Below are 1,681 nucleotides of genomic sequence, written 5' to 3' on the forward strand. Positions count from 1 at the left end.
CGCTTTTCGCAGCCAAAGGAGGATGCACCATGAAAAAAGAGATCGAAGCCTTTGTCAACGCAGCCAACGAGCAGGAGTTGGAAGCCGCATGGAATAACCTCTCGGCAGAGGAACAGCGGATTTTCGAGCAGCTCATGGAGGAAGACTCACCCGAAGATGCACTGGCATTTTTCGCCCAGCTGTATGACGATACCCCGAAGGAGCAGGCCAGCGAAACCGTGAGCATCTCCGAAAATGAAATCTATTTCAAGCGGCAGCCCTTGACCGAAGAGCAGAAGAAGCACGGCTCCTATGTAGATGAGAACGGCAATCTCCATGTCAAGAACCTGTCCGCCTTCTGGATTCCAGAACTGACTACCACGGAGAAAGTCGGTCACACCACCTATACCGTGACCGGCAGCTATGAGGGCAAGGAGTCCTTTTTGAAGAAGCTGGAGCGCATTGTTGCCAAGAACGCCCAGCAAAAATTTGAAGATGAGGGTGCAGACGAATGACAACTGCGCCCAATTCTGCTATACTTGACCCGGTAACCAATCCTGTACTGACAGTTGCTCCACAGAATAAGGAGGACACAACAATGTCTGGAGCAACGAATAAAATCACCGCACTTTACTGCCGACTGTCGCAGGAGGACGAGCGACTCGGCGAAAGCCTTTCTATCGAGAACCAGAAGGATATCCTTTTGGACTACGCTAAAAAGAACCACTTCTCGAACCCGGTGTTCTTTGTTGATGATGGCTATTCTGGCACGAACTATGACCGCCCCGGCTTTCAGAGTATGCTGGTCGAGATCGAAGCAGGGCGTGTAGGAATCGTTATCACAAAAGACCTGTCCCGACTGGGGCGCAACTCTGCCTTGACGGGTCTGTACACAAACTTCACCTTTCCCCAGTATGGCGTTCGCTACATTGCCATTAACGACAATTACGACACCATTGACCCGAACAGCGTAAACAACGATTTTGCGGGCATTAAGAACTGGTTCAACGAGTTTTACGCCCGCGATACCAGCCGCAAGATTCGGGCTGTCCAGAAGGCCAAGGGAGAGCGTGGAGTACCGCTGACGGTCAATGTCCCCTACGGCTATGTGAAAGACCCGGAGAACCCGAAGCATTGGCTTGTTGACCCGGAAGCGGCTGCGATTGTGAAGCGCATCTTCTCCATGTGCATGGAGGGACGTGGGCCGACCCAAATTGCGAACCAACTGTGGGCAGATAAAGTTCTGACTCCTACCGCCTACAAGTTGAGCCATGGCCGGAGTACAAACGCACCTGCCCCGGAAGACCCTTACCGCTGGGATAAAAGAGCAGTAAGTTTGATTCTGGAACGCCGGGAGTACACTGGCTGCACAGTCAACTTCAAGACCTATACTAACTCTATCTGGGATAAAAAGAGACATCTGAATCCTGTGGAAAATCAGGCTATCTTCCTAGATACACATGAGCGCATTATTGACGATGATGTGTTTGAAAAGGTTCAGGAGATTCGTAACCAGCGTCACCGCATGACCCGGACAGGCAAGAGCAGCATTTTCTCCGGTATGGTCTACTGCGCTGACTGCGGTTCTAAGATGCAATATGGTTCGTCCAACAACAGGGACTTCAGTCAAGACTTCTTTGATTGCTCTCTGCACAAGAAGAACGGGAGCAAGTGCAAGGGACACTTCATCCGGGTAAAGGTT

The 1,681-nt window shown here is 51.2% G+C and carries 2 protein-coding genes; both read left to right on the forward strand.

The annotated features are described in order from the left end of the window. Positions 1-29 precede the first annotated feature (29 nt). Positions 30-494, forward strand: a complete 465-nt coding sequence (locus P0G09_RS15330; RefSeq protein WP_005922204.1) for a hypothetical protein — start codon at positions 30-32, stop codon at positions 492-494. Positions 495-577: 83 nt separating this feature from the next. Further along, positions 578-1,681: recombinase family protein (locus P0G09_RS15335; RefSeq protein WP_275253078.1), on the forward strand; the 1,104-nt coding region annotated here is incomplete at its 3' end.

This window comes from Faecalibacterium sp. DFI.5.82, from assembly GCF_029076575.1.
Classification (GTDB): Bacteria; Bacillota; Clostridia; order Oscillospirales; family Ruminococcaceae; genus Faecalibacterium; species Faecalibacterium duncaniae.